The following is a 24294-nucleotide window of genomic DNA, read 5'->3' as shown; positions in this document are numbered from 1 at the left end:
GACGGCGGCTCGACTCCCTCGCTGAATCCGAACCTTGCGATGGTTTTGAGCGATAAGTCAAAATTGTCGATCCATCAGAGTGATGAGTGGACGTCCCAGGCGCCCGCTGAACGTAACTCTCTGATGAAGTTCCGTGACCCGCGGCACATTTCGTCAGTCCGCGCGTCTATAGTCGTGCCCCTGAAACAGGGTTCTGCGTCGCCCAGCGAACCGGGGGTTCCTTCGCCATGCAACGCTGTCCGCATCTCCGACTCCTTCTCCGCGCGCCTGCCCCGAGCCGGCTCTGATGCCGCCCACCCGGATACCGCTCGTCGGCCGGGACGGCGAGCTGGCCCTGGTCGAGGCGCTGATGGCGCGCCCACCGGTCGATCGGACGCCGCGCAGCCGCCGCCAGCCGATCCTGGTCGTGGAGGGTCAGCGCGGCAGCGGCAAGACCGAACTGCTCAACACCTTGGAACAGCGGGTCGAGCAGGTCGCGCCCTATGCGCGGGTGGACTTCGAGACCCTCGGCAAGGGCGTCGACGCCCCGCAGGTGCTCTCCGCCCTCGCCTTCCAGCTCGGTCGGCGCTGCGACCCGTACGGCGCGCTCGACTTTCCCCGGCTGACCAGCGGCATCGAGGTCCTGGGCCTGACCCTCAACCCGGCCAACCGGGAACGCTCCCGGGCCGCGGTGGTCCAGGCCCTCGGTGAGGACCGCGATCTGGAAACGGTGCGGCAGATCCTCCAGGACGCCGCGACGGCCGTGATCCAGGGCGTCCAAGGACCCGTGGGGGTGGCGCTGCCGAACGCGGGCCCGGGCCTGTCCGTCTGGATCGCCAAGCACACGCTGGCCGGCATGCTGCGATGGCGGCCCGGGCGGCGCGTCATCCTCGGGGCGTATCAGGACTGGTACGGGCATCGTGGTCGCGGGCGGACGCACGACTCCGTCGACGTGCTGCTGGACCTCAACCAGTGGCACCACAACCCGGCCACCGCCGACGACCGCAGGAAAGTCAGTGAGCTGCTGTGCGACGCGTTCTTCGCCGACCTGCGCGAGGCGTTCCGCGGGGCCCGCAGGTCCGGTGAGCTCTCGCTCAACTGCCTGGTCCTGCTGGACGGCTGCGACAGCGAACTGGGACGGCGGTTCCTGACCGAGTTCGCCGCCGGGCGCGCCGATCAGCCGCCGGACCAGGCGTTCGGGCCGCCGCCGCTGACGGTGGTCGCGGCCAGCCGGGGCACGCTGCTCGCCGACCGGGAGTCCGGCGACATAGCCCGGGCCGTCCATGACGACGACCAGCCCGCCCCGCAGTCCTGGGCGGCCAACGCGGTCTGGGCCCGTCGCCGTCTCGCCGACCTCGGCGCCGACGACATCGGCCGGGCGCTGGGCCTGCTGGTCCACCGCGAGGGCGACGAGACCCAGCTGAAGGAGATGCTCGCGGAGCTGTCGGGCGGGCATCCGGCCTCGGTGGGCGTGCTGATCGAGGCCCTGGCCCGGCACCCCGAGCACTGGCGCGAGCCGGCGTCCCTGCTGGACGTGCCGATGCCCGGCGCCGAACCGGGTTCGCCGGACGCCGGGCGGACCGTCGAGCAGGGCCTGGTGCGGCGGCTGCTCGGCCGGACGCCCGAACCCGGCGAGGAGTTCGACGACCTGATGATCTGCGCGGCCGCCACCCAGCGGCGGCATGCCCTGTATCTGTGCACCGGCGAGCAGCCATTGGTCGCCGGGGGCCTGGCCGGGTTCGAGGCCGACATCGAACCGGTGCTGTGGCCGACGGCGCCGGAGTTGCTGCGACGGCTGCTGCTTCGAGGCCTCGCCTTGCACGACGCCGCACGCCTGCCCGACATACAAGGGTTGCCAGACGGGCCGACGGATCCAGTAGCGCCGGAAACCGCAGGAACGCCTCTCGCGGCAGGAACGACATGGTCCAGCGCCTTCGGCCGACTACGCAAGCATCTCGAAAGCTCCGGCAACATCGTCGACGAGCTCTACTACACCCTGGCCCTGGGTGGCCTGGCGGACGTCGCCCGGCGGCTGGACGCCCTCGTCGGCGACCGCGAGAAGGCCGAGATCGGCGCCGGTTCGGCAGCCTGGATCGCGCTGCTCGAATCGGTCGCGACCGCGCCGCGCCGCGTCCGGAACCCCGAGGCCGTCGCGAAGCCGCCGATGGAGCAGCTGCGCTCCCTGATCGCCGCCGCACGCTTCCTGGACGAGCCCCACGAGCCACTGGGCCGCGATATCAAACCCCTGGCAGAGCTGGTAGCGGCCCGATGGATCGTCGCAGACCCCTTTCTTGGCAACCGCCGACGCGGCCTGCACCTGCACATCGCCCGGGGCTTCGAAGGGCTGATAGCGCGCTGGCAGGAAGACAGCGACCCGCTCTTTGACGCCGCGCAGCGTCACCGCCGCGAAGCCAACAACTGGGCGTGACCTCGCGCGCCGGGCAGGCTCGGCGCGCAAACCCGGCGGACAGCCGAGAGGACCGGCGTGCCCATGCCGCCAGGACAGACAGCCCAGGACAGCCAAGGACAGCCAAGGACAGTTGAAGACAGTCGAGGACCGTCGAGGAGCAGGGAACCGATGGCAGATCCCAAGCCCGTCAAGATAATCCGCCCCACCACTCGGCGCGGCGAATTGCGGAAGTGGCGCATCCGTGGGCTCATCGCCGGCGGCGCGGCGGTGGTGCTCGCCGGGGCCGCCTTCGGCGTCGTCGCCCTGACCCGGAGCGATTCGTCCGCCTGCGGCGGATCGAAGTCAGGGCTCAGCCTCGTCGCCGGTGAATGCGTCGGTGTCACCGACGGTTCCACCTATCACTTCTCCGACGACCTGGCCCCGATCGAGGCGCTGATCGCAAGCGAGAACGCCGCCGCGATCAACAGCGGACAGCCTGTCGTGACCATCGCCCTGCTCAACCCCATCACCGCGTCGGCCACCAGCGCCCTGGACGCCCCCCAGGTGCGGAACCAGATCGAGGGCGCCTACACCGCGCAGTACCGCGCGAACCACCTTCCGCCCGTGATCGGGGACGAGCGTCCGCTGATCCGGCTGGTGCTGGCCAACGAGGGCAGCCACGAGGACCAGTGGCCGCAGGTGGTGCGGCAGCTGGAGGCGATGAAGTCGGACCCGGCGCCCCTGGTCGCCGTGGCCGGGCTGGGGGTGAGCACCATCCAGACCGAGCTCGGTGCCCAGGAGCTGGCCCGCCAGCACATCGCCACCGTCTCCGCGATCGACAGCGCGGACCAGCTGAACTTCGCCACCATCCCGGGGTTCATTCGGATCACCGCCTCGAACCGGCAGAACGTGGCCAGCCTCGCCGATTACCTCAGACCCCTGACCACCACCGCGAAGGCGTCGGGGATCATGGTGTTCGACAGCAACTCCGACAACGCCAGCTCGGTCGACCTGTTCACCAAGTCGCTGCGCGACGACCTCCAAAAGAGCTTCTCCAAGCTGCTCACGGCCGCTCCGCAGAGCTTCGTCGGCGTGTCGGACCCGGCCGAAGCGACGCCGGACTTGTTCGCGGCCATCACCTCGAACATCTGCGCCGTCAAGCCCGACGTGGTCTTCTACGCCGGCCGCAGCGTCGACCTGACCAGCTTCATCGACGCGCTGGAGACCCGGGTCTGCGCCCAGACCCCGATCGTCATCGCCACGGCCGGATCCAACCTCGGCAAGATCCGCGAGCAAGAGGCGGCGATGAAGGCCAAGGGCATCACCATGGTCTATGCGACCCTGGCCGACGCGACAGGCTGGCTCGCCGGCGCCCCGGGCACCCCACAGCACTTCGCCGACTTCGCCACCACCTTCCGCAAACTCGGCTTCCCCGACGCCGACCTCTCCGACGGCGGCGCCATCGCCACTCACGACTCCGTGCTCGTGGCCGCCCGCGCCGTCCGCCTCGCCGCCCAGGCCGGCTCAGGCCGCGGCCTGCAACCCAAGGCGGCCGACGTGTTCAACGAAGTACTGAACATGAACAACCAGTACGTAGTGCCATCCGCCAGCGGCGACCTGAGCTACTACTACCGTGCCGACGACCCCGCAGCCAGCAGCGACCCCGGCGGGAGACCGCTGCCAGTCATCGCCATCCCGGCGGCACCTCCGTGGGCGTCCCCGACTCCCAGCATCTACATGACGCAGTAGGCGCCGAGTCCGTGCGTGCCAGGACTCTGCGGAAAAGGCCGCGAGTGGCCGATACGAAATGGACGGCAGTAGCCTGGTTGACCCGGACTCGGGTCCACGCCGACTGATGGCTTGCTGGAAGTACGAGGGTGCGGATGCTGGGTGTGGTGTTCGTGCACGGAGTGCGTTCCTCGGCTCGCATGTGGGATGCGTTCGCATCTGTGATGGCCGGCGATGCGGAGTTGTCCGGGACGGTGTGCGAGCCGGTGCCTCGGTTCGAGTACGCAACTGGCGTCTGGCGGTCGTCGTGGAAGCCGTCTCGGGTGATCCCGTCGATCTCGACCGCGGCGGACAGCCTGCGGGAGTACCTGGACACCGAGGCTGGAAACTTCGAGTCCCTGGTTCTGGTCGGGCACTCGCAGGGCGGTCTGGTGATCCAGCGGTGCCTTGTGCAGATGTTGGCTGCGGGTCGGGGCCTGGAGCTGGCCAGGATCAAGCGCGTTGTGCTGCTCGCAACCCCGAACACCGGCTCGGATCTGCTGATGCCCGCTCGGCGCAGACTCGTGCGCGGCAATTCGCAGGAGGCTGAGCTGCGTCCGTTCAACGAGCTGGTCGGCGACACGTTTCGGGTAGTGGCGCGAGACATCGTTGCCGCCGCAAGCGTTCCGACTCAGCGGTCATGCCGGATCCCGTTCTCGGTGTACGCGGCGGAACAGGACGGCGTCGTCACTCGGGCTTCGGCGCACGCCGGCTTCCCGGATGCCGCAGCGCTGCCCGGGGACCACTTCTCCGTCGCCAGACCCGACTCTCCTCAACACCGCACCTACACGACTGTGCGCCGGCTGTTGATGGAAGCTGCGGTTTCCAAGGGCCCTGATGCGTCAGTAGCGCCGAGCACAGTATCTATATCTACTCTTACGCCGGCCAACCTGGAGATCCACAACGCCTCTGACCCGGAAGCGGAGACGCTTGGGCAGGTGCCGGAGTTGACCGCATATCTGGTACGGGCTCACGATCGACAGCTTCGTACCGTGCTCAGCCAGATCATGGCTGGTGGGCAATCACGGCTGGTGATACTCACGGGAGACTCCTCCACTGGCAAGACCCGCGCGTTGTACGAGGCTCTGATCGAAATCGCCCCGCATGCTCCGCTGCTGCGCCCTGTGGGGGCGAGAGACTTATCGGCTGTGGTGGAAAGCGGCCAGGTGCAGCCGGGCAGCGTTCTCTGGCTGAACGAGGCTCAGCGCTTCCTGTACGGCCCCGAGGGATCCGAGGCCGCAGGCTCGCTTCGCGCGCTGCTGTCCGCGACATCCGGGATCGCTGCCGTGGCTACGCTGTGGTCCAGCCCTTATTGGGCGGAGCTGACTGCTCCGACCACCACGCACGATGCCTATGGACAGGTCAGGGCACTGTTGACGCATCCGGCATCAGCGGTCCGGATCAATGTGCCGACGCACCTGGCTTCCGATGATCTCGATGCCTGGCGAACCTTGGCGTTCACCGAGGGTGATGCTCGCTTGCGGCATGCGCTCACGGCCGGAAGCTCTGACGGGCACGTCATCCAGCACTTGTCCGGCGGCCCTGAACTGGTGGCCGCCTATCTTGACGGCAATCAGGGCGGCCCCCCATTCACGGTCAGTGAGCATGCCCTGGTCACCGCAGCCCTTGACGCGCGTCGTCTGGGCCATCATGGACCGCTACCAGCAGCGCTGTTGGCCCAGGCCGCGGACAGTGGTTTGTCGCCACGGCACCGTTCGTCCGATCCGGATTGGGCCGAACGCGATTTGCAGGCCCTGACTGAGGGACGTCGGGAGGACGGAAGCCGTACCGATATTCGCAGTACTCTGACCGCGATGATCGCCGTACGCTCGCAGAGCGGCGCTTCAGCAGCGTATGAGCCTGCCGATTACCTGGACCAGCAGACCCGCCAATCGCGTGCCACAAATGCGGTCGCTCCGGGTTTGTGGACTGCTCTGGTCGATCACACCGTCGATGGCGGCGACCAGGACCGTCTTGCCCAGGCTGCCTGGAAGCAGGGCCTCCGCACGACGGCGGTCCGGCTGTGGCACAAAGCCGTGGCCTCGGGGCACCCGACCACTCGTCTGGCCGAGCTGGACGCCGTTCTCGACCCCGACTACTACGGCGCCAGCTTCAGCGTCGCCAATGTGACAATCACCAACGCGTGGGCTGTCTCAAACCTGCTGAGGGTTTTGCGGGCAAGGGGAGCCGCACCGGCGGTTGCAATGCTGTTGGCCCGTGACCCGGCTACTCACATCCACCTCGGCGACGCCAGCGCAGTGGGATATCTCCTGTATGCCCTGCGGGAACTCGGTGATGACAAGGCATTCACGGTGCTGCTGGCTCGCGACCCGGCGGCTCATGCCGACGTAACCCATGCGTATCCGGTTTGCGAACTGCTTTGGGTACTACGGGAAGTCCAAGCCGAGCAAGCACTTGTGGCCTTGGCCGACCGCACGGCGGCTCAGGTCGAGCTCGACGATGTGATGGCGATCGGGCGGCTGCTGCGGGAAATGCGGTCCGCGAGCGTCGATCAGGCTTTTGCGATGCTGGCTATCCGTGCTGCGGTGTGTGCCGACATTACAAACACACTCACGGTGGAGATCTTGTTGCGGGAGTTCCGGGTATGCGGGGCCAAGCAGGCGGCCGGGACACTGCTGGCCCGTAACCCGGGTGCGCGCGTCGTCCTCAGCTCGGACGAGATGACGGGGTCCTTGCTAAGGGAGTTCCAGGCATGGGGTGCTGATCAAGCGATGATGGCGCTCTTGGCCCGCGAGCCGGCTGCCTACGCACTTCTGGAGAACCCTGAACCGATAGACATCGTGCTACCTGCGCTTCTGGAGACGGGAGCGGACGAGGCAGTCGCTGCGATGATGGAAGGCAACGCAGCTGCCTTCGCCGATCTTGAGGACGCTCGTGCGGTCGACGATCTGCTGCGAATGCTCTGGGAACAGGGGGCCGAGCAGGCGGTGGTCCAGATGGCCGAGAGCATCACGGCCCGGGTTCACTTCACCAGCCCTCACGCGTTCGGGGAACTGCTGCAAACGCTGCGGGAGTTCGGAGCCGAGCAGGCGTTCGCCGCGGTCGCCGACCGTGCCGCGGCCGAGGTCAGCCCTACTGACTCGAACGCGGTCGGAACTGCGCTGCGTGTCCTTTCATCCGCAGGTGCTGAGCACGCGTGCGCTGTTCTCACTGGACGTGCCATTGCCCAGGTAGACCTTGTGGACCCCGGAGCAGTTGCGAGCCTGCTGCGGATTCTGCAAGAGGTGGGGAACAAGCAGGCGGTGGCAGCGCTGCTGGCTCGTGAGCCGGCCGTCCACGCAGCCATCGACGATCCGCTGATGGTCGGTGCGCTATTGGCAGCGTTGTGGGCTGCTGAGGACGAGCGGGGAGTCGAGATCCTGTTGGCCCGCGACCCGGCTGCGCATGTTGATATAGCAGCTTCGGGGGTCGGATATCTGTTGCTGGTCCTGCGAGAAGTCGGCGATCAGCGTGCTGTGACAGCCTTGTTGGCTCGTGACCCGGCCTCACATGTGGACATCACGAGCCCACTGATGGTCGGGGACCTCCTGACCGAGCTACGGGCGGCCGGGAATGAGCCGGCGATCGCGAGGCTATTGGCCCGCGACCCCGCCGGGCACGCCGACCTCGGCGGACCGGGCGTCGCGGACTTGCTGCGAGAGCTGCGGATGGCCGGAGATGCGCGGGCGGTTGAGAGATTGTTGGCCCGTGACCCTGCCGCACACGCCGATCCCAATGATCCCTTCTCGGCGATGCAGCTGTTTTATGAGCTGCGTGAGGCCGGCGCCGAGCCCGTGGCTGTTGACCCTGCGCCCCGGCACATCAGCACAGGAGCCTCTCCAGACGGCTTTGTACTTTACGGGTACGAACCCGACGGTTCGCCGTCGCCGCCGTGGACTGTGAAATCGGTGATCACCTCGTTGTCGACGACCGCCCCATCGTCTTCGCCGGACTAGCCGTGTGGCGTGCCGCGACCTCGGCGAAAAGTCTTCAGAAGACGATTGATTCCTTCGGACACCATGCCGCCGAGCTGAGGACGGTCGAACTCAGGGGCTTGCCATGGAATCGCCGGCGCACCGTAGTCATCGTTGGGCTCCATGGCACGAGGATCGCCGGCCTCGGCCAGAATCTGGTTTGCCTGCGACTGGTAGTAGTAGGCGAGGGTGGTGTCTCGGGCCAGGCTTGCCAGCAGGTCGCCTGCGCGGGGATCGACCGATTCTGCCAGCGTCTGGGCGGCCCGTACTCGGCTGGCGTCGCCGAAGGCGGGATCCTGGGCGAAGGCGTGCAGGAGATCAGCTGCACGGGGGTCGCCTGCCTTGGCCAGCGCCTCAGCTGCCTGCGAACGGGCACCCTTGCTGAGGGTGGTCCCGCGCGCGAGACCTGCCAGCAGGTCGCGTGCGCGGGGGTCGCCGGCCTCGGCGAGTCCGCTCGCCGCAGCCGCTCGGACAGTACTGGGCACGGTGGTGTCTTGGGCTAGGGAGTACAAGAAGTCACGTGTGCCAGATCCACTGGTCTCGGCCAGGGCCGCGACCACTTGCTGCCGGTCAAGGTAGTGCAGGGACGAGTCCCGGGCAAGGCCATGCAGGAAGTCACCCGCACGGGAGTCGCTCGTCCGGGCCAGCAATTGGGCTGCCTGCACGCGATCGACACGGGCAAGGGCGGCGTCTTGGGCGAGTCCCATCAGGATGTCGCCCACCCGGGAATCGCTTGCCTCGGCCAAGGTTCGTGCTGCGCGTATACGGACACGGATATCGAGGGAGACGTCCTGGGCATAGACGTGCAGGAGGTCGCTCCCGCGCGGATCGCCCAGACCGGCAAGCGCCCAGATCGCCTGTTGGCGGCCAGACATGCTGAGGGCCGGGTCTTGGGCGAAGGCGTACAGGAGATCGCCCGCACGTGAATTGCCCGCCTTGCCCAGCATTTCGGCGGCCTGTGCACGGATGCCCTTGGTAAGGGTTGTCCCGCGAGTGAAGGCCACCAGGAGATCGTTCACCCGTGGATCAGCCGCATCGGCCAAGGCCTGCACTGCCGCCATTCGGACAGTACCGGGGACGGTGGTCTCCTCGGCGAGGGTGTGCAGGAAGTCATCCGTGCCAGGTCCACCAGTCTCGGCCAGGGCCGCAACCGCCTGTTGCCGATCGAGGTAGTGCAGGGACGGGTCTCGGACAAGTTCTGTCAGGAGGCTGCTCGCGCGGGAGTCGCCCATCTCCGCAAGGGCTCGCGCTGCCTGCACGCGGGCGCGGCTTTCGAGGAGGGCGTCTGTGGCGAAGGCGTGCAGGACTTCACTCGCACCGGGATCCCCCATCTTGGCCAGCGCCTGGGCCGCTCGTACGCGGCTGAAGCCGTTGGGATCGGAGGTGATGACGTGCAGCTGTCTGTTCGTCGTTCGGAGGATCTCATCGGGGATGGTGGTGCGCAGTTCGTAGAGCGTGGCAATCGCCTCAAGGCCGGGAAGCCCTTGCTGCGTCTGGCTTCGGAGGTACTCGATTCCTTCGACGGGAGCCTTCTCGTGTGCTGCGTCGATGAGGAACCCCGTATAGGAGACGGTGGCGCCGGGCGGTGGCCAGCTTGTTCTGACGCTGCTCATGAAGTGCTGGGCAGCGAGGTGTTCCTGGAGTGTCTGGTGGAGGAACGTGAAGTCGCCGCCTCGTTCAGTGAGGAGGCCGCTGCGACGTAGCGAGGCGCCCAGGAAGGCACGCCAGTTGTCGGCTCTGACTCCCTCGGGGCATCGAGCCGTCGGCTGGGATTCGAGGATGGTGAGTGCGGAGCGGGTGTCTCCGGTTTGGCGTCGGAACGCGAGGTAGGCGATCAGGCCCCGGAGGTGTGTCAGTGTCCTGTCTGCTGAGGAGTATGCCTCGGGATTGCGTTCCAGCCCCGGGTAGCGTGCCGCGGGCGTGACCGGCGGGACCTTGCGGAGCAGGTCGATGAAGTCCCGGTAGATCTGGCCGCGGTGAGGTGGCAAGGGCTGGTCAGGCCGGCCCTGGCGGACTGCGGCAGTGTGGAGCTGGCAGAGCATCGCGGACATCAGCGGGACCCGGGCGAGGTCTGCCAACCGGCTGGCGTTCAGCGCTTGGACGAAGCGCTTGGCGGTGCTCTCGGGATCCGCCAGGGCGGCGGCGCTGAACCAAGCGCGGGCAATAGTCTCCAGATCTCCGGACTTGAAGGGCTGAAGATCGTAGCGGGGCACGCCTGGGCCGAGGATGTCCAGTTCGCTGTCGGGCAAGGGACGGGTGGCGATGACGATCCGGTACAGGTGGGCGTACTCGCCGGTGGTGATGACGGCCACCTTGTGCAGGATCTTCTTACGCTGGGCGGGATCGGCGACCTCGTCCAAGCCGTCGAGGAGCACGAGCCAGCGCGCACCAGGGCGAGGCGGGCTGCGGAAGAACGCCTCCGAGGGCTCGCCAGTCACACCGAGATCGGAATTGCCCGCCAGGAGTGCGCCGACCAGAGTCCGCTCGGCGAACTCCGAGGCGTGGGTCAGGACCGGAAGCAGTTCCTCGGCTTGGCCGTCCTGCCAGCGCTTGACGCCCTCGGCGAGGCGGGTCCGCAGCAGGCTGGACTTGCCACCGCCGGGACCGGCCATGATGAGGCAGGTCGGCGGATCGGCCAGGACCTCGTCCGCACGTCCGCCCACCGCCGCGACCGGGCCGTCGAGGACAGCGGGCTCGTCGGCGCCGTCCAGGCGGTGGATCTGCTGGTGCAAGTAGACGGCGGCCAGCGGCGGCGTGGTGCCGGGCAGGACACCGGCATAGGGGTGCTCGGTGGCGGCGCGGTGGGCGACGGCCAAGTAGGCCGACAGCCATTGGGCGGCCGGGCTGGCGTGTTCCAGCCGCGGATGCACCTGGTGGGCGGCGAGGATCTCACGGAAGCCGGGCAGGTCGACGAGGGCTGAGACAGGGACCGCCCGCAGGACGCTGGCATCGTTTGCGACGGCGTGGTCGGTCGCCAGGATCCCCACCAGGAGGGACTTGCAGAACATCGCGGTTCCGGAGGCGCCGGCCCACCCCGAACCGCCGTCCAGGCTGCGGGGCACGATGCCCTCGTCCACGTGCACTGTCATCAGGCCCGACTTGCGCGCCTGCAAGGCGTCCACATGGCCGCGCACGGCCATGGTGTCGCGCTGCCGGTCCGGGCGCCTCTCCGCGTCGGGGAAACCAAGCCCCTGACAAGGGATCCGGTTCTGGCCGGTGACCAGGCCGAAGCGCACCGATCCCACGAACGGCCCGGCCGCGCCCTCGCGGTCGATCACCAAGAGCGCGGCATCCCGCTCCGGGAACGCCGTGATGTCCACCGCCTCGACCGGCCAGGCCAGCGTCGTCGCAAGCCAGCCGGTGCGCTGCGGCACCTCCAGGGGCCGCACCTCGACCCTCGCTCCATGCTCAAGGCCCTGCACGATGTGGTACGAGGTCAGCACGAGACCGTCGGCCAGCAGGTATCCGCTCCCGACCCGCTTGACGCCGGGAGCCCACACCTCCACGACCCGCGCCTGATCCATTCGTCCTCCCACGCTCGCCCTTCAGGGCTTGCAGCTGTGCTCAGGCAGGCTTCTGCGATGGTGCTGCCTACCGTACAAGCGCTCGGGGCGGAGAATGGCGTATCAGTCCAGGAAGATGGGGGGGCCGGCGCGATCAGGCAGGACTCGCATGGCTGTGGCGAAATCGGGCTCGGATTCCTCCTATAAGGTCGGAAGGTCCGCGGGCGGGGTCGAGGGGCGGAGAAGATGGACCAAGGTCAGGTGCTGGCAGGCCGCTACCGGGTGGAGGCGCTGCTGGGCCGGGGTGGGATGGGAGAGGTCTGGCGCGGCACCGATCCGGTGCTCGGCCGGGCCGTGGCGGTGAAAGTGCTGCCCATACAGGGCCCTGACACGGAGGTCGAACGCTTCGGACGCGAGGCTCGGATGGCTGCCGGTCTGCAACACCCGGCGATCACGACCGTCTTCGATTTCGGCCGGGACGGCGAAGTGCTGTTCCTGGTCATGGAGCTGCTCGACGGGGAAGACCTCGCGGCGGTTTTGAAGCACTCGCCGGACGGCCTGCCGCTGCCTCAGGTGCTCACAGTGGCCACGCAGGTCTGCCGAGCCCTGTCGGCGGCCCACCGGGCGATGATCGTGCATCGCGACCTGAAGCCGGGCAACGTGATAGTGCTGGGCGACGGCACCGTCAAGGTCTGCGACTTCGGAATCGCCCGCTTCGTCGGCGGCGGTCCGACGCAGCCGGGCCTGACCGCCGCCGGTGTGGTGCTCGGCACCCCGGCGTACATGGCGCCGGAACAGATCGAGGGACGGCCGGTCGACGGCCGCACCGACCTGTACGCGCTGGGCTGCCTGGTCTACCACCTGCTGACCGGTTTCCCGCCGTTCCGGGCCGACAGCGGGATCGCCATCCTGCACCAGCACGTCGCCGTGGCTCCGACGAGCACTCGCACATACCGTCCGCAGATCCCGCCGGCGCTGGACGATCTGGTGATGCGGCTGCTCGCCAAAGATCCGGCGCTGCGGCCGCCGACCGCCGAAGCCGTCATGGACGCGCTGGAGGACATCGCGGCCAGGATCGCGCCGCCGGTCGGCCCGAGCGCGCCGGTCGCGCCGATCAACCTGAGCGCACCGAGCACGCCGGTCCCGCCGATCACGATCACGAACCCGCTCGACAGATCCCGACGTACCGCGATCGGAGTCTCGGCAGTCGCCGTTGTGGCCTGCGCGGCGATCGTCGTGGCCTGGCAACCGTGGAAGAGTTCGAATTCGACCCCGCGTTCCACCCCGCCGGTGACGCCGTCAACGCATCAGGGCGCCGGCACCAGCTCGTCCGTCCCGGGAACCGCGCATCCGATCCCCGAGAGCGACGCCGCGAAGGCGACCAGCCTCGCGGCGTTCGGCACCCAGGACGCCCTGATCACGGCCGCCAAAGCAGAGGGCTCACTCAACGTCATCGCGTTGCCCGCCGACTGGGCGAACTTCGCCGCCATCGAGAAGGCCTTCTCCGACCAGTACGGCATCAAGATCACCTCCGCCAACCCGGACGGCTCCAGCCAGGACGAGCTCAACGCCATCCGCACAGGCCAAGGACAGCCCACGGCCCCGGATGTGGTGGACCTCGGACTGGCCGCCGCGGTATCGGGCAGCGCCGATCACCTGTTCGCGCCGTATCAGGTCGCATCCTGGTCCAGCATCCCGGCCGCGCAGAAGGACCCGAACGGCTCGTACGTCAACGACTACGGCGGCTACATCGCCATCGGATACGACACGAGCAGAGTGCAGAACCCACCGACCAGCATCAAGGCCCTGGACGACCCGAAATACCGCGGTATGGTCGCGATCGAAGGAAACCCGACGACATCGAACGTCGGCCTGTCGACCATCTTGGCCGCCGCCCTGGCCAACGGCGGGAGCCTGGACAACGTCCAACCAGGCCTGGACTTCTTCGGCAAGCTGAAGCAGGACGGCGTCCTCATCACGACCCCGGCCTCGATCAGCACGATCGCGAGCGGACAGACGCCGATCACCCTGACCTGGGACTACATTCAGGCCTCTACATCGAACTCCCTGAAGGCCAAGGGCCGAACCTGGAGGTACCTCATCCCCTCCGACGCCCAACTGGGCGGCTTCTACAACCAAGCGATCAACGCCACCGCGCCGCACCCGGCCGCAGCCCGACTCTGGGAGGAGTTCCTCTACTCCCCCACCGGCCAGAACCTCTGGCTCAAGTCCGGCATGCATCCGGTCGAGATCACCGCGATGCAGGCCGCCGGAACCGCCGACAGCGCAGCGCTCGCCGCACTGCCGGCCGTCTCCGGCCCGCCCGAGCTGGCTACCGAGGATCAGATCACGAAGGCCACGGCAGCGGTTGGCACCGGCTGGGCCAGGGCCACTGGGTAGGCCGCGCGCCACGGATGGGAGCTTTCGCTGCCCCATCAGTAGTGGTGGGGCATCAGCGTTATGGCTCCCTCCGGCCCAGTCTCCCGCTCGAAATCCGACAGCACCAAGTCGGCCAACACGCGGAGCTTCACGCCAACGAGCGACAATAGACCAGCAAAACCCGCCTAACGACCTGCCGCATTTAGTAGATCGTGATGCTGTCGTCGTTGGCTGATTCGGTGCAGCGTGGACCTGTTCGCGTGTGGCGGTTGTTGCGAGGATGAACGCATGCCGCCCAGTCCCCCGAACGCCCGGTCTGGCCCAGACTCGGCGGCCGTGGAGATCCTTGAACTGGCCAGGGGCAAAGTCACCGCAGATCTTCTCGGCTGCCTGATCGACAGCGACAGCATCGCGCTGAGGCGCTACGGGTGGCGTCAGGTGACAGCGGCTCTGCGCCAGCGTTCCGTCTCATTGCTTCGTGACGCCCTCCTTGCCATTGCCATCGGCGAGGCGGTCCGTGCTGACAGCGATGAGCGTGACGTCATGGTCGGTCTCGCCGTGTACCACTTCGTCGCCGTGCAACTGGGCCAGTCTCCCGCCGAGATCTTCGGTGATGCAGCCTCCCGTCTGCCTGACGGTTGGGTGCCTGACCTGCTCCGCGAATTCGGTGGTCGCCCGGACATCACACTCGATGCCTTCGGCTGGCTTCTCATCCAGACGCCAGACGGTCCGGGCTTCACGCCGGCTCCACCGCCCTATGCCCGACATCGCGACAGCGATCCGCCACCACATACCTGAACCAGGCGTGCTGGCTATATTGGGCGTCCGGGCCGAGGGTCCCCGACGACCGCAGCCCACCCGTGCCATAAGCGAGGCGATGATGGATCAGGGCACCCGTGGTGAGCTCATCAAGCAGCTGGCCGAGGCGATCGCCTCCGCGACGACCGCTCATCCGCTGCGGGTCGCTATCGACGGGCCGCCCGCCGCCGGCAAGACCACGCTCGCGGACGAGCTCGCTGTTGTTCTGCGCGCGGAGGGGCGCGATGTTGTTCGCGCGTGCATCGACGACTTTCTGTTTCCGCGTGCGCAGCGCTACCGACGCGGACAGTACTCGGCCGAAGGCTGTTACTTCGACGCACATGACCGTGGCGCGCTGTGCCGGGTTCTGCTCGATCCGCTGGGGCCAGGCGGAGACCGGAGGATCCGAACGTCGGTCTATGACCGGGACGCTGACGCGCCGCTATCGCCTCCGGTCCGCGCCGTCGCCGTGGACGCGGTTCTCCTCTTCGACGGCGTCTTCCTCCTGCGGCCGGAGCTGATCGATCGGTGGGAGCTGCGCGTCTTTGTCTCCGTTCCGTTCGAACAGACGGTGGAGCGTGCCCGGCGCCGAGGGACCGTGCAGGCTGAAGCGGCTGCCGAGGCTGGAGCGGCTGGAGCGGCTGCCGAGATCGAGCGGTCGTGGCGCGACCGCTATATCCCCGCTCAGCAGCTCTACTCCGCGACGGCGCGTCCGACCGACCACGCCGACATCATCGTCCATAACGACCGGCCCCAGCGGCCGAGCTGGGAAGTCCGAACGCGCTGACCGATAGATGACCGTTGTCATGCACCAGCGTGCAGGTGTGCGGCCCACAACGAAGGTGTCCGCGGGTAGCGGTCGCGCTGGACACGTATGGCGCGGTGCAGGGCGTGGGCGGCCGAGGCGAAGTCGAACTCGCCGGTGCTCTCGTTGTGGATACCGGTGTAGAAGTCCTCTGCGATCTCGACTGCGATCTCGTCGTCGATGGCCCACAGGGTCCCCACCACATGGGCGTAGCCGGCGAGTTGGAAGGCGGACGTCAGGTGGATGGCTTCGTCGAGTAGTCCGGCGGCCGTGCTCAGGGCAGTGTCGCAGGCGGACAGGTAGGCCAGGCGGGCGTGGTCCAGGTTGACCGGCGCCAGGCTCGCCACCGTGAGCGGGGCTTCGCGGTGGTCGTGCAGGATGAGGCGGCTCTGGGAGGGGTCGGCGGGGTCGTGGCTGCCGTGGCAGGCGAAGTGGGCGATCGCATGCAGGGGAAGCTGGTTCAGGACGTAGGGTCGGGTCGCGATGGAATCGTTGAGCACCAGCGGGTTCGGCAGCCGGCGGCGCAGAGCCGCGACCTCGCCGGGCACGTGGGCAAGTCGGCCATCGCCAGGAAGCCCAGGAGTGGTGGGCATGGCGACGATCAGGGAGCTGGACGTGCCTGGGCCGGTTGCTTGGCGCCTGCGGGCGTGGCGCAGGGCGCGGACGGTGGGCGTGTAGGAGGAGACAACTCGGTCCATGACCGATGATCCCCCGTCGCGCACGCCGTCCTCGCTGTGGCGGCCTGCGGCGTGCAGCGGTAGCAGGCCGAGCAGCCCGCCGGGCGCCCACCAGACCCGGGGCCACGCCGCACCGGCTGCGGGCGCGGCGCGGTATCCCAGGGCATTGAGGACCGGTTCGGCGACCGTGTCCCACAACCATTCGAGGGTCTCGGCCAGCACAGCCTGCGCGGCCCCGCGGTCCTGCTCGGGATCGGTGGTGGCGGTGAGCGCGCTGTGGAAGCCGCTGACCCGGGCGTTCAGGGCCTCAAGGCTCAGCCCGGGAAGTGGCAGGACGTTGACGCCATCAGCCGTCAGCAGAATGGCGTCGCCGCGCTGGGCGCTGACAGTGAAGCTGACCACGGGGCCCTGGGCTGCCTCGGGAATCAGCTCTTGGAGACTGGGCGGCAGCCCGAACGACTCGAAGCCGTCCTGGCGGCGGATTTCGGCGAGTGTCGCGGCGAGGTCGCGGGCCAGATCAACGCGATCCTCCGGCGCCCGGAACGGGTCGGAAGCCGAGGCGGACGGGAAATCGGCGACGTCGTCCCGGTCAAGGCGGTCGCGCAGTGCGGTGAACCGGGCGGCGAGGTCGGGGTGCAGGTCCGACAAGCTGCCCCGGGTGTCGAGCATCTGGCCGAGCAGGACGGTACGACCCGCTTCCAGCAGGGACATCGCGCGCTGAGCACGCTGGGCCGGCGACGCGTCGGGGTCGGACAGCGCCTGGGCGGCTGCGTCTCCGGCCAAGCCGGCGAAGCCACTGAGGGCCCGCTGTTTGTCGGAGCGCAGGAGGCGGCGCGGGGCGACTTCGGGCAGGAGAAGGACAGCCCCCTCCAAAAGATCCGCCGCCCGCGACGGGTCCAGCGGCGCGATCAGCGAAGCGGCGACACTCGCACTGCGGATGCGCGTCGATGGCGGCGCAGTGGTGACCGCTGCTGCGGCGGCGAAGGCTTCCGCCGCTTGGAGGACGTCGTCGAGGGCATGAGACTTCTTATATCGAGCCACCAACGAGACGCCGAGCTCGTACAGACGGCTCGCTCGCTCAGGTTGGCGCTCGTCAGTGGCATCGACGACACGCGCCGCGACGAGAACCGCCTCGTCGCCGTCTTCGGCGTCAGCGACGAGATCGTACCGACGACGCAGCGCGGTGCCGAGTACTGCCAAGCGCGTGATCCACTCACGATGGCCCTCAGCTGTGGACTGCACAGCCTGCCGACTGGACGTGATCGCCTCATCCAGATCCTCAGGATCCTGCGTCCTCCGAAAACGGTGTTGCAACGCAAGGCTGACATTCGACAGCCTCGGGGCCCGATCAGGGTCGCCATCGGCGGTCAGAGCGACGGCCTGGCCGCAGACCAGAATCGCCTCGTCCAGATCCGCCAAATCCTCCGCGTGCTCGAAGCGGACGATCAACACTGTGCCCAGATTCGACAGGTAGCCCGCCAGATCGTTGTCGTCCGGCCGGGCCGTCCGCACCGCTCGCCGGCTGGCCTCGACGGCCTCGTTGAGGTCGCCCAGCGCGCCAGCGAAACCGAACCGGTCACGAAGCGCCGCGCCGAGCGTGGACAGCGCCGCCGCCTGAGCGCTGCGCACTCCGCTGCCCTCAGCCGCTTGGCCGCTGAGGGCAACCGCCTCGCGGCCCACGCGAACGGCTTCGTCCAGATCCTCGGGATCGCCGTTGAGCCGGCACCGGATCTGCAACATCGTGCACAGCCCGGTCAGGCAGAACACCCTCATGCCGTCATCCTCGTCGAGCGCCTCGGCGATACGGTCCCACAGGCCCACGGCGACGTCGACGGACAGCGGATCGGGGCTCGCGAGAGTGCGGCTCTGGTGGGCGTACGCGCTCGGCATCGCCATTGTGGCGATTTCCGACCTCAAGGGCTCGGGGACATCCTCAGTGCCGTCGATGATGAAGTAGTGGAGGAGATAAGCCAGAGCCTGATCCAGCAGTTCCCGGTCTTCGCCTTCTGGCACAGATTGGGCGCGGTACCAGTGGAACCATCCGAGCAGATACCGGGCCTGGGCTCCGTCGACAAGGCCGGCGTCAAGAGCCGCGGCCAGCCGCTGGGCATCACGGACAGCGCCGCGCGTGAGTACCGGCGCCAGACTCAGAGTACTGGCGACCTCGGTCAGGCATGCCGAGACTGCATAGAGTGGTTCCATCTATCCCCCTCGAACGCCCCCCGGCGCCACCTGTGACAGCATACGATCACGGTTTCCGGGCGTGGATCATCGCGGCCCCGGGATCCGGGGCGACGCTCGCGCTGTGAGGAACGATATGGCAAAGGAGTGGGATGGCGCAGGGGGTGGAGCGGTCGGCTGATCAGGTTGCCGATGCCGTGGACTACGTGTGTAGATACGTGGAACAGGTGCGTGCCGTCCTGGCCGCCGAGGGCTCGGCCGGCGTGCTCGACGTGGTTATCAGCGCCCTGCAAAATGGCGAAGACCCGCGCGCGTCGCTGGAGGACTTGCATCGAGCGCTTCGTGTCGCCGGTGACGCCTTGGGTATCTACGGTCATGCTCGAGGCCTGACCCCGGCGGGAGTCGACAGATACGCCCGCCCGGAGGCGGTGTTCCTGTGTCCCCGTAACGAATATCCCTGTGCTCGTTTCGCATGGCCCAGCTCGGGCGTCATACCGCGCTGCAAGATCAGCGACGAGCCGCTGCGCCGGGACACGGTCGGCTAATGGGAGCGTTCTTGGCCCGGCTCGGCGAGAAGCTCGCAGAGCGCTGGCTCAGCCTGCTGGTCCTGCCCGGCGCCCTCTACCTGGCCACGATCCGGGCCGCGCTCACCTTGGGCCAGACGCGTCCCTTCGATCTGCCGCGCCTGGCACACCAGGTCACCGCCTGGGCCGCCAACCCGGCCGTGCGTACGGTCGGCGGCCAGATCGTGCTGCTCTGCGCCGTGCTGGCCGCGGCCGCCGTCGCGGGCATCGCCGCCCGCACACTGGCCGCCGCCATCGAACGCGTGGTCCTGGCGGCCGACTGGAGCAGCTGGCCGGGGCCCTTGCGCCGCTTGGCTTCGGCGCGTGTTACGGCCAGGCGTACGCGTTGGGACGCCGCTCGGCTCGTCGTCCACCAACGCCGCGAAGAGGCCGGCCGGGCCCGCGCCCTGCGCCGCCCGCACGATCCGCAGGAACTCCACGAGGCCCGCCGCTCCCTCGACCGCATCTCGCCCGAGCGCCCCAGCCGCCCGACATGGACCGGAGACCGCATCGACGCGGCCACCGTCCGCCTCCGACGGGACCATCATCTGGAAACCGCGCTGCTGTGGCCTCACCTCTGGCTCACGCTCCCCGACACCGAACGGTCCGAGATCTCGACAGCCCGCCAGGAGATGACCGCGGCATACGTCCTGGCCGCTTGGGCGGTGCTTTATGCACCGCTGACCGCAATCTGGTGGCCGGCGGCCCTTGTCAGCTTGCTTCTCGCGATGACGGCCCGGCAACGGTCTCGTACTGCCGCCGAGGCGTATGCCCAGCTCATCGAGGCGACCGTGCGGCTGCACACTGGCGATCTGGCTCGCGCCCTGGGCATCGACCACAGCGGAATACTGACGACACAGGTTGGAGATGCGCTCAGCGACTTGCTCGAATCGCGACTTCCGGAGCTGGATGAGCATGCTTCCACGGCGGGGATGCAGGTGTGACGTCGAGGCTGCGCCGCCGCAGATGAAAACCAACCCCGCGCCCCGACGCAGTACAGGGTTATCAGGGATCGAACGTCAAGGGGCGTGAGGGTGGACAACGGCGTCTCGACGTGCGAATCTCATGTCGTTCGAAGAGGTACACGGACGACCACGGCGACGAAGCCGGCCCGGGAGGCACCGTGTCCATCGCGTGGGAATCGACGACGTTGTTGCGGGTGGCCGATGTGGCCTATATCCGTACCGACTTGCAGGCGGAGGGCCGCGAGGTCCGGGAACTGGTCGAGTGCCCGCAGTGCCATCGGATCACTGACTGGCTCATCGCGGTCGGCGAGGGAGCCGTCGAGATCGCCTGCCGGTGCGGAGTGCAGTGGCGGCTCGCCGCCGCGCTGCCGCAGGTGGTGGCACTGGCCGAGTGTCCGCCGAGGGATCCGCGCTGGACGTGTTTGGGCGATGCCCGGGCGGCGCTCGGGTTCGAGCAGCAGCCCGGTCGGCGCCGGCGACGGCGTCGGGCTTCAGTGCTGCCTGTGGTGTCCTGACCGTACGTGGCCTGCTTCTGATGCCATAGCCGTCACTGCTGCCATGGCCGTTATTGCTGTATAGCCATCACAGCTGTATAGCCATCACAGCTGTATAGCCGTCAGCCCAGCGACGCGCTGGCCGCGCGCAGCTCCTCCAAAGCCGCCGACGTGTGCACGGAGAGGTCGTCCGCAGCCTCGCGGCCGCCTTCGGACCAGGCGGCGAAGCCTCGCTTGAAAGCGAGAACGCCCAGTTCGCCCGCCAGCGCCGCCGTCGCGTCGGCGACGCCGCGCGCGACGAGAGCCTGTGTCATCGCCGCCCCGAGGCTGACGCTCTTGAGGGCGTCGCGCTCTTGCAGCTCGGCGCTGGCCGCCACCGCGGCCCTCAGGCGCGGCGCTAGGTCGCGATTGAACTCGCCCATCGCCCCCGACGCGCGTTCGAGTCCTGCGGCGACCGCCGTAAGCGGGGTGGCCCCCTCGGGCGCCTCCGCGATCCCCTCGGCCAGCAGTCGGCTCAGCGTCTCCTGCCCGGCCATCAGCAGGTCGCGCTTGTCGGGGAAGTAGCGGAAGAACGTGCTCTTGGTGACGCCGGCGCGCTCGACGATCTGCGCGACCGTCGTCGCGTCGTACCCCTGCTCGGTGAACAGGTCGACGGCGGCCACGACGAGGCGCTCGCGCGCACCTGGTTCCCATCGCCCCATGGGCCCATCCTACGCGATGGGACCTTTGTCCCATCACTTCTGGTACGGTGATGAGACAAAGGTCCCATCACTTGGCGGAGGGCTCTCCCATGCACGTCTTCATCACCGGCGGCACCGGCCTGATCGGCTCCGCGGTCGTCGCCGAACTGCTCGCCAACGGCCACACCGTCCTCGCGCTCACCCGCTCCGACGCTTCCGCGCAGGCCGCGGAGCAGGCCGGCGCCGAGCCGCTCCGCGGCAGCCTCGCCGACCTCGACGTCCTGCGCGCCGGCGCGGCCCGCGCCGACGGCGTGATCCACCTGGCCTTCAGCAACGACTTCAGCAGCCCCGAGGCCCTGGCCCAGGGCGTCGCCGAGGAGAGCGCCGCGCTCGCGGCCCTGGGCGAGGCGCTGGCGGGCAGCGGCCGTCCCCTGGTCACCGTCGCCGGCACGCCTTACATCCCGGGCCGCGCCTCCACCGAAGCCGATCCCCTGTCGACCGCCGGGCCGGTCGGCGGCCGGGGCCGCTCGGTCACCGCGGCCCTGGAGCTGGCGTCGCGCGGCGTCCGCAGCACGGCCGTCCGCATGCCGCGCACCGTCCACAACAACGGCACCGGCGGCTTCGCCGGGCTGCTGACCGCCATCGCGCGCCGCAGCGGCGTGTCCGGCTATCCCGGTGACGGGGAGCAGCGCTGGCCGGCCGTGCACGCTCTCGACGCGGCTGTCTTGTTCCGCCTGGCCCTGGAGCAGGCGGAAGCGGGTACCTCGTGGCACGCGGTGGCCGACGAGGGAGACCGGGTGCGCGACATCGCCACCGTCATCGGCAGCCGCCTGAACCTGCCGGTCGAGGCCGTCCCGACGGAGAGCTTCGGCACCCTGGGCCAGATCTTCGCGACCGACCAGCCGTCCTCCAGCGTCCACACCCGGCAGGCCCTCGGCTGGGAGCCTAAGCACCCGAGCCTCCTTGAGGACCTGGAGAACATTCAGGCCTGATAGCTCCCCCACGCAACGAAGCGTTCGGCCGCCGCGCACGGAGCGCGGCGGCCGAACCTGTGAGCTGACCGATCAGCTCACAGTGATGTCGTCGTAAACGGCATTGCTGGGAGTGCCGCTGACGCCATCGTCACGGGATTCCAGTTGCAGGGTGTAGGAATGGCCCGCCGTCACCGAAGCGGAAAGACTCTTCCAGCCCTGACCGTTCGTACAGACCCGGTTCAACAGCCGCGTGCTGGAGGAGGTGGTGTTGTCGACCAGGAACACAGTGGCGAAGCCGCTGCTGGTGTCGGTGCAACGCACCGAGTACCACAGCGACAGAGTGCTGCTCCCGGTCGGTGCCGTGAACGTCTGCGACAGCTTCGACGTTCCGCTGGTCTCACCGGTCGCGCCGACCAGCGCGGCGAAACCGCCGGAGTGCACCGGCGACGACACCGCGGAGGCCGAACCCGAGTTCAGCGTCCACCCGGACAGCGTGCCGGACTCGAAGCCACCGTTCACGATCGCGCCGCCGCCACCGCCGGGACCGGTGACCGTCAAGGTGAAGGTCGCGGTGTGTGTGGCCGACGTCGCAGTGCCCTTGATCGTCACCGGGTAGGTCCCGGCGATCGTCGACGCGGACGTGGCGATCGTCAGTGCACTGCTACCACCGGCGGTCACCGTCGCCGGGCTGAACGACGCCGTCGCCCCACCCGGAAGGCCAGAAGCCGACAACGCCACCGACTCCGCCGACCCCGACACGACCGCTGTCGAGACCGACACGGACGCCGACGAACCCGCCGCCACCGAGCCCGACACCGGAGCATCCGATATCGAGAAGTCGTTGGTCGGCGGCGGGCCGCCGGGACCGACGGTCAGTGCGGTGTAGGCCGTGTGGGTACCGGTCGGGCCGCTGGCCGTGGCCGCGATGGTGTAGGTGCCGTTCGCCGTGCCGGAGGGCACGCTGATCGTCAGGGTGCTGCTACCCCCCGCGGTGACGGCGGCGGGGTTGAACGTGCCCGTGCCGTTGGTGGGAAAGCCCGCTGCCCGAAGGCTCAGGCTCTCCGGTGCTCCGACGGTGGCCGCGGTGTTCACCGTGACCGTGGTCGAGCCTCCGGCCTGGACTGTCGCGGTGCTCGGCGCCGTGATGGAGAAGTCGGGCTGGACGCCGATGGTGGAGGTGAACGCCCATTGCGCGGCGGTGCCCGAGCAACTGGCGGCCACGACCGAGGTGCCGGAGGTCGCTATGCATTTACGGCCGGTCTGGATGTCGCTGATGGTGCCGTTCGGGTTGACCGACCACTGTTGTGTGGGACCCGCTGTGCATTTTTGGAGCGAGACGCCGGAGCCGCCGCCATAGTCGGCGCACAGGTTGTTCCGGGTCAGGAAGGCGCCCTGGAAGGTGAACTGCTGCTCGGCGGAGCCGGTGCAGGCGGTGGTCACCAGCTTGGTGCCGATCGTGGTGCTGTCACTCGGATCGTCGATGCACTGGCCGTTGGCGCCGTTCTTGTAGGTGCCGACCGTCGCCGGGGACTGTGCGTTGTCATAGCACTGGCCGGTGGAGGTGTTGAACAACGGCATCGGGTCGTACGCCAGGTTGCTCGGCGGATTGACCACGATCGGTTCCAGGGTCGGTGTGCCGTTGGTGTTGTAGTCGGTCAGCGCGTCCTCGCAGTTGATCGCGTCGAAGGCGTTGCCGCCCTGGCCGCCGATCCACATGTCGATGTGGTAGAGGTTCGGACCGCCGTTGGGGCCGTGGCCGCTCCAGTCGGCCTGGCACTCCTGGCAGGAGTCCTCCATGATCATGTACTTGCCGACGCGCGGCACGTACACGATGGTCCCGGCCGGGAGTTCGCCGGTGTAGGTGGCGAAGGTGATCGGGTCGGCGTAGGTCCCGGTGCCGCCCGCGGTCTTGTGGAGCTTCGGGTAGGAGATGTCACCTCCGGGCGGTGTGTTGTCCCACCAGCCGTAGTAGGTCAGGAACATCTGCTGCGTGCCGGTGGCCGCGGCCGGTGCCGCGCTGCTCGATGCCCTGCTCGATGACGCGCTGGACGGCCCGCTCGATGCGCGGGCGGTGCTCATGCCGAGCGCCGCCGCGACCATGAGGATCGCGGTGAGGAACAGGCTCAGTAGCCTGATCCGAGGTCTGACGGACATACGGAATCCCTT

General features: G+C 68.5%; 14 protein-coding genes. 10 read left to right on the top strand and 4 right to left on the bottom strand.

Going from position 1 to position 24294, the window contains the following annotated elements; genetic code table 11:
- Positions 1-286 precede the first annotated feature (286 nt).
- The 3 genes from ABD481_RS12255 (at position 287) to ABD481_RS12245 (ending at position 8091) form a co-directional block, all read left to right on the top strand.
- Entirely contained in the window at positions 287-2407 is a 2121-nt protein-coding gene (locus tag ABD481_RS12255) for an ATP-binding protein (protein WP_344665718.1), read from the top strand.
- 150 nt (positions 2408-2557) lie between these two features.
- Entirely contained in the window at positions 2558-4117 is a 1560-nt protein-coding gene (locus ABD481_RS12250) for an ABC transporter substrate-binding protein (RefSeq protein WP_344665717.1), read from the top strand.
- Between the two features lie 134 nt (positions 4118-4251).
- Positions 4252-8091, top strand: a complete 3840-nt coding sequence (locus ABD481_RS12245; RefSeq protein ID WP_344665716.1) for an alpha/beta fold hydrolase — start codon at positions 4252-4254, stop codon at positions 8089-8091.
- Here ABD481_RS12245 and ABD481_RS12240 read toward each other — a convergent pair.
- The gene (locus ABD481_RS12240) at positions 8088-11633 is read right to left on the bottom strand and encodes an NACHT domain-containing protein (RefSeq protein ID WP_344665715.1); all 3546 of its coding nucleotides are present in this window, start codon (positions 11631-11633) and stop codon (positions 8088-8090) included. The genes ABD481_RS12245 and ABD481_RS12240 overlap by 4 nt on opposite strands.
- Positions 11634-11858: 225 nt before the next feature.
- On the opposite strand from ABD481_RS12240, the gene ABD481_RS12235 reads away from it, so the two are divergent.
- The 3 genes from ABD481_RS12235 (at position 11859) to ABD481_RS12225 (ending at position 15576) form a co-directional block, all read left to right on the top strand.
- Positions 11859-14012 (top strand): protein kinase domain-containing protein, encoded by a 2154-nt coding sequence (locus ABD481_RS12235; RefSeq protein WP_344665714.1) that lies wholly within the window; start codon positions 11859-11861, stop codon positions 14010-14012.
- Between the two features lie 315 nt (positions 14013-14327).
- Positions 14328-14789 carry a hypothetical protein gene (locus ABD481_RS12230; protein WP_344665713.1) on the top strand — a complete coding sequence of 154 codons (462 nt, stop codon included), beginning with the start codon at positions 14328-14330 and terminating at the stop codon, positions 14787-14789.
- An 82-nt stretch (positions 14790-14871) separates the two neighbouring features.
- Entirely contained in the window at positions 14872-15576 is a 705-nt protein-coding gene (locus ABD481_RS12225; protein WP_344665746.1) for a cytidylate kinase family protein, read from the top strand.
- 17 nt (positions 15577-15593) lie between these two features.
- Here the strand turns inward: ABD481_RS12225 and ABD481_RS12220 are convergent, their stop codons facing one another.
- The gene (locus ABD481_RS12220; protein WP_344665712.1) at positions 15594-18473 is read right to left on the bottom strand and encodes a CHAT domain-containing protein; all 2880 of its coding nucleotides are present in this window, start codon (positions 18471-18473) and stop codon (positions 15594-15596) included.
- A 131-nt stretch (positions 18474-18604) separates the two neighbouring features.
- Between ABD481_RS12220 and ABD481_RS12215 the strand changes: the two genes are divergently transcribed.
- The 3 genes from ABD481_RS12215 (at position 18605) to ABD481_RS12205 (ending at position 20495) form a co-directional block, all read left to right on the top strand.
- Positions 18605-18997, top strand: coding sequence for a hypothetical protein (locus ABD481_RS12215; protein ID WP_344665711.1), 393 nt, complete (start codon positions 18605-18607; stop codon positions 18995-18997).
- 11 nt (positions 18998-19008) lie between these two features.
- On the top strand, positions 19009-19959 hold the full coding sequence (locus ABD481_RS12210) for a hypothetical protein (RefSeq protein WP_344665710.1): 951 nt from the start codon (positions 19009-19011) through the stop codon (positions 19957-19959).
- A gap of 179 nt (positions 19960-20138) precedes the next feature.
- Positions 20139-20495 carry a hypothetical protein gene (locus ABD481_RS12205; RefSeq protein WP_344665709.1) on the top strand — a complete coding sequence of 119 codons (357 nt, stop codon included), beginning with the start codon at positions 20139-20141 and terminating at the stop codon, positions 20493-20495.
- Between the two features lie 101 nt (positions 20496-20596).
- Here ABD481_RS12205 and ABD481_RS12200 read toward each other — a convergent pair whose 3' ends face one another.
- Complete coding sequence (locus ABD481_RS12200; protein ID WP_344665708.1) at positions 20597-21175, bottom strand: TetR/AcrR family transcriptional regulator; 579 nt, start codon at positions 21173-21175, stop codon at positions 20597-20599.
- An 89-nt stretch (positions 21176-21264) separates the two neighbouring features.
- On the opposite strand from ABD481_RS12200, the gene ABD481_RS12195 reads away from it, so the two are divergent.
- The gene (locus ABD481_RS12195) at positions 21265-22146 is read left to right on the top strand and encodes an SDR family oxidoreductase (protein WP_344665707.1); all 882 of its coding nucleotides are present in this window, start codon (positions 21265-21267) and stop codon (positions 22144-22146) included.
- 72 nt (positions 22147-22218) lie between these two features.
- Here ABD481_RS12195 and ABD481_RS12190 read toward each other — a convergent pair whose 3' ends face one another.
- Positions 22219-24282, bottom strand: a complete 2064-nt coding sequence (locus ABD481_RS12190; protein WP_344665706.1) for a ricin-type beta-trefoil lectin domain protein — start codon at positions 24280-24282, stop codon at positions 22219-22221.
- Between the last annotated feature and the right edge of the window lie 12 nt (positions 24283-24294).

It is taken from the genome of Catenulispora yoronensis, assembly GCF_039531695.1.
Taxonomy (GTDB): Bacteria; Actinomycetota; Actinomycetes; order Streptomycetales; family Catenulisporaceae; genus Catenulispora; species Catenulispora yoronensis.
The sequence above is the reverse complement of the archived record's forward strand: the minus strand, read 5'-3'. Positions and strand labels throughout refer to the sequence as shown.